The sequence below is a fragment of the Bradyrhizobium sp. Leo78 genome (genome assembly GCF_059512425.1).
In genome coordinates, this window is sequence record NZ_JCAMOT010000113.1 from 1 (window position 1) to 4,810 (window position 4,810).

4 protein-coding genes and 1 pseudogene are annotated in these 4,810 nt (G+C 59.3%); 4 read left to right on the forward strand and 1 reads right to left on the reverse strand.

Translation table 11 applies throughout. The features are described 5' to 3' along the window. Window positions 1–80: 80 nt before the first annotated feature. The 4 genes and pseudogenes from AC5ZG1_RS43510 to AC5ZG1_RS43525 all read left to right on the forward strand — a co-directional run. Window positions 81–603, forward strand: a pseudogene (locus AC5ZG1_RS43510) (hypothetical protein); the annotation flags it as partial. A gap of 48 nt (window positions 604–651) precedes the next feature. Further along, window positions 652–1,323 (forward strand): hypothetical protein, encoded by a 672-nt coding sequence (locus AC5ZG1_RS43515; protein ID WP_496136482.1) that lies wholly within the window; start codon window positions 652–654, stop codon window positions 1,321–1,323. A 660-nt stretch (window positions 1,324–1,983) separates the two neighbouring features. After that, window positions 1,984–4,068, forward strand: a complete 2,085-nt coding sequence (locus AC5ZG1_RS43520) for a hypothetical protein (protein ID WP_245287708.1) — start codon at window positions 1,984–1,986, stop codon at window positions 4,066–4,068. A 150-nt stretch (window positions 4,069–4,218) separates the two neighbouring features. Beyond that, window positions 4,219–4,344 (forward strand): hypothetical protein, encoded by a 126-nt coding sequence (locus AC5ZG1_RS43525; RefSeq protein ID WP_283807062.1) that lies wholly within the window; start codon window positions 4,219–4,221, stop codon window positions 4,342–4,344. Window positions 4,345–4,463: 119 nt separating this feature from the next. Here the strand turns inward: AC5ZG1_RS43525 and AC5ZG1_RS43530 are convergent, their stop codons facing one another. Continuing rightward, window positions 4,464–4,688 (reverse strand): hypothetical protein, encoded by a 225-nt coding sequence (locus tag AC5ZG1_RS43530; protein WP_028169375.1) that lies wholly within the window; start codon window positions 4,686–4,688, stop codon window positions 4,464–4,466. Window positions 4,689–4,810 lie beyond the last annotated feature (122 nt).

Consider the following 4,810-nt stretch of genomic DNA (forward strand, 5'->3'; position numbering starts at 1 on the left):
CTCCCGGACGCGCCAGCCCAACGAGGCCTCCTCAACAGAAAAAAAACGCTTCATTCCTCACGTTTTTCAGCAGACTGTTAGGGCTATCCGTCACTGTGATCGACGCCCGCAGCAGGCTTACTGTCCAAGGCGCTGGCTTCATTGCGCGACATCGGCTTTTTGGATGCTGCGCGGTCTGGCCAGATCACCTTTGCCGTATTCCATACCTTGGGATCCTCCATCGCTTCCCTGGACGAGATCGCCGAGACCGCCAATTTCATGGCTGGTGCAAAATATTTTCTGGTCAAGAACTTCATCAACGACACTCAGTTCTTCCAGTGGGACCAGTCGACCTACATCTCCTATTTCCACCGAATCAAGAACGCGACCGAGTTGACGATCCCTAAGCTCAATGAGATGGCCTATGAGCAAGTCGAAGTTGCTTCCGTCCCGTTCGTCGACTTCATAGCCAACAAGGGCCGGCACGACGAGGCCGCGAACTACTCGTTCGTGCTGCGCGGGTATGTCCGGCACTGGCTCGCCAATGTGTGGCGCGAATATGATCGCATCAACTTGACTGAAGTGGCAGGCGCCAAGTCAGTGACCGGCGGCGGCGAAAAATAATCGCTCGTTCGCCCATTGAAGGCCTGAACCCCCTACGAAACTCGCTCGATGTTAGCCACGCCCGTCTACATCATCTGCTCTCCGACCCCGCAGGTCGGCAAGACCCTCGTCTCTCGTCTTCTGAGCGAGTTCTTGCTGCTGAAGAACGGCTCTGCGCTCTCCTTCGACGTCAACCTGAAGGAGCCGTCACTCGTCGATTACCCCCCTAACATCACTGAGACGGCGGATGTGATCGACACCTACGGCAAGATGCAGCTGATGGACCGGCTTATCCTGCACGACCGAGTGGCCAAGGTCATCGACCTCGGCTTCCATGCCTTCGATGAATTCTTCAAGATGTGCGAGGAGATCGGCCTCATGAAGGAGGCGCTCGGTCGCCGTGTCGCCCCCATCATCCTATTCGTCGCCGCTAGCGACCGCGCCTCCTCGCGCAGCTATGAGATGCTGCGGCGGCGGATTCCGCCGGGGGCGCTGGTCACCGTCCACAACGAATTCGTGCTGCGCGGAGAGTTACCTGACGCCATGGATGGCGGCCGTGTACTCCGCTTTTCGGCGCTACCGGTATTTCTAAAGACTTACGTCGACCGACTGAGCTTCTCATTCACGGGATATCTTCGCGACGAGAAGGATTCGTCCAGCGAGTTGCATCAGTGGATCCGGCGGAATTACACCATGTTCCGCGATCTCGAGCTATTAGCGATGCTACAGCCGTCGCCTTGAGTCGGGCTCTACATGTGGAGAGCTCCCGTGATACAAGAGTGTTTGAGGTTTCATCGGAGTGCTTGCGGCGCATGGTTTCCGAAAGATTGGCGAGGTTGTGTGCCCGCTATCAGGATAGTTCGGACAGTACCGATGGGCGCGTAGCGCAGGAGGCGTGCTTAAACTGGGAGCGGCGTGCCTCCCGATCGAGCCTAGCGCTTGATCGAGAGGCCATGATTGATCTAGCTCGATCATGGTCATTCACGATGTGCCACGGGAAGGCTCGTATTGATCCGACGTGCCGTGTCGGGACGGCCTTATACGTGGTTTGAACGAAAATCACGTGGCACGTGCACCGCATATTTCTTGAGAAACAACGCCGGCGCCATTTTCACATTGTGCCCTTCTGACACTCGTCAGCTTCTTAACAGCTAACTCTCTTAGGATGAGAACCTCGATATCTAGACGGCGACGCCACCTATCATGAAGGAATGAACATCGGAGTGCTTGATCTCGGAGTAATCGGAGGCGTTGGCGGCGGTCTCGGCCGCGGCAAATGATGGTGATTGTGTGCTGGTTTCAGGCTTCGGCAGCCGGATTCTCGGCCGAAAATTCCATCGCTTTCACTCAATCACCTTGCCGTGCGCCAGATACGAGCTTTGCTATGTGATGTGAGGTGCCATGGAGCGAACGAATAACAATTTCAACCTGTTTGATTTTGATGTGGAAGGATTCGCGCAAGCGTACTATCAGCAGCCGCAGGTGGGGCAGCAATCGGGCACCACGAGCCCGCAAGCAAGCTTTGAACAGCAAATGGACGAGTTGCAGCTCAATTCGTCTGATGAGAACTCCGCAAAGTCTAGTTCGCCTGATGAGGGTCCCGCAGACGGCGGTGAAGGACTCCGGCGCGGTGCCCTCGGCGGTTCAATGCGGATGCCGCCACACTCGCGCTTGAGGGACAACTCGTTCAGCAGCACGCGCCACAGCGTGGACCTCCCCCGCGCTAACTTTCGAGCTTCGGCCCAAGTATCGCCGCGGTCCAATTTGCGGGATGATCTGTTCAGCAGTACGCGCTATACCCTGCCATCTGAGGAGCAGCCCGCGACTGAGACGAAGAACAGGAAAAATCGCGGACTGTGGTCGCGTATCAAATCAGGGGTTGGAAAGGCGTTTGGGGCGAGCCACGGCGAAAAGCCGTCTGGCTCCACGGCTCGGCAAGAGATCCTTTCAACGAAGTTTCGCGTGGATTACGCCAAGCAGCCCGGCCGAACACGCGGGGTCCCTGAGGAGGACGAGGCGCTGTTTGAGGACTTCAAAAGCAAAGCCAGTGTCACCCAGGACGACGGCACCAAACCACTGGGCGACGGCACCATCAAAAACGCGATAGCCGATCTGCGCCATTTGAGCGCCCGCCTTAGCCAGAACGGGAGGCCATCAATCGCGGATCGAATTGGCAACCCCGAGTTGGAAGCTGGCTTGGATGACGATGTGGAAACCTATGCGAATGATCGCAGCAGGCGCATCAAAGCGGCATTGAAAAAGCTCCGCGACGTCGGCACCGGAAGAACGTTGTCAGTCGATATCCGCCGCCTTGTTCCTTATCCCGCAGACGCAACCCTCATCGACATGTGGGCCAGCGCGGAAAAGGCGACACACAGGATTGAGCCGGAGACTGTCGATCGACACGCACGCCGCCTTTACAGGCTGAGTGATTGGCTGCAAACGCGCGACAAGGGGGCCATGGCTGGCCGACTCAATGACGATGGGCTGACCCGAGATGTTGAACAGTACAGGCAGCAAACCGAGGACACCAAAATCAATGCCGATTTGCTCAGGCTTCGGCGATACCAACAAGTCCTCGAGGCGAACAGAGCGCTAGGGTTGCCTCCTCCTGAGCACGCGCGTCCGCTCGCCGGGGAAGGCGCTCGGCAGAACGCTTCGCCGCAGGAGCTTCCGGCGACGCCGGCCACCCCGAGCGCGGGCGCTTGGGATTGGTTTAGAGAGGCGATGCAAGAACCCGCGACATCCACGCTCACACTGCGCCATAGCCCACAGCCCAGCCCGTCGCAAGGACTTCCCGCAACGCCGGCCACCCCGAGCGCGGGAGCTTGGGATTGGTTTAGGGAGCAGATGCAAGAACCCGAGCCATCCTCTGCCAGAGCCCCGTCATCAGACATCTACGGCGGTCTAGAGCCACTGGTTAACCTGAATCCGCCCACACCGTATCAATTGCGGGACGATGCTCACTCTGCGCCGGCGCCTGACTTCGCCAGACCGCCGTCGTTCGTCGGGCCATCAGGGGCCCCTCAGGATCTACTGGATATCGGACCTATCGTCGGCGAGGGCTGGCGCCACGGCTCGCAACCGGCCTCAGAAGTCCTGATCGACGTACTGAGTAACATCAATCTCCTGCCGAACCAGTTCGGCCCAAGCCGGTTCGCGATCAACGGCGAGCATTACTCGGCCACGTTTGGGCCGGCAGGGCGCAGGGACGTTCGTCTCATCCATCATCCTCGCGCGAGGCCGATGAATGAAGCTGGGCCATCCCGTCAGCCCGTCGCGGATCTTGGGTTTCTTATCCGCGGGGGGTGGCAGCACCGCGAACGCTGGCTTCCGACTTACCTTGTTCGTGTACTAGAGGGGGAGCGCCGGATGCCGGAAGTCGGGCGCCCGACATATATCAACATCCGCGGCGTGCCTTACAGGGCCGAGCTGCAGGAGACGGACGGCGGCTCCCGTGTTCGTATTTATCCTGAAGCTGGCTGAGGAACGCGCTTGGGCTGCAACCTCGGGGCAACGGGGCAGCGAACCGGGGAAGTGTCCACCGTCCAGCCACTGGCATAGGCTTGCTCGCGCCACGGGCGCCTATGGGAAGCGGCCTGCGCGAGGACGGCATAAGCGTTTGGATAAAAGGAAATGGCAAAGGCAAAATTCAACTTACTTGGTGCCGAGGTCCGCGCAGCACTCGAGCGGCTGCTCGATGTGCTGGCAGACCTGGGACTTACCGCCACGCCGGCAGGGTCCGGCTTGGCCGCAAGCTGATCGGAACACGCCTCAAGGAAGAAATGGGCTTTAAACCGCTGCGGCGGCGACAGTGCTTGACATCACGCTTCTCGGCGGCGCGGCGGCATGGCCGCTAGCGGCGCGGGCCTCGCGCATGTCTATTCGATCAGGATCAGACCGGGAGGGAGTGACTCGTCGTACAGACTGCCCCGGTCGGATCGTCCGATCGGAACGAACCCTTTGATTTTTGCGGTCTGCGGCGCTGGGACGCCGGATTTCTCCAGCTTGCTGGCAATCAGGCCGCGCAAAGGCATGGGTAGGTCCAGGCTCCGATCGTCGACGACGCGCGCGGCCCGGAGGAACAGAATCTGCAGGTCGAGCAACTCGGGCGTAGTCCAATCTGTCAATCGGCGTTCAAATTTGGCTCTCGTATTGCCTCATCTGAGGATGTTACTTTCGCTTGACGGACGTAGCGCCGACTGTCGGCCGGTCTGAGGTTGCGTCA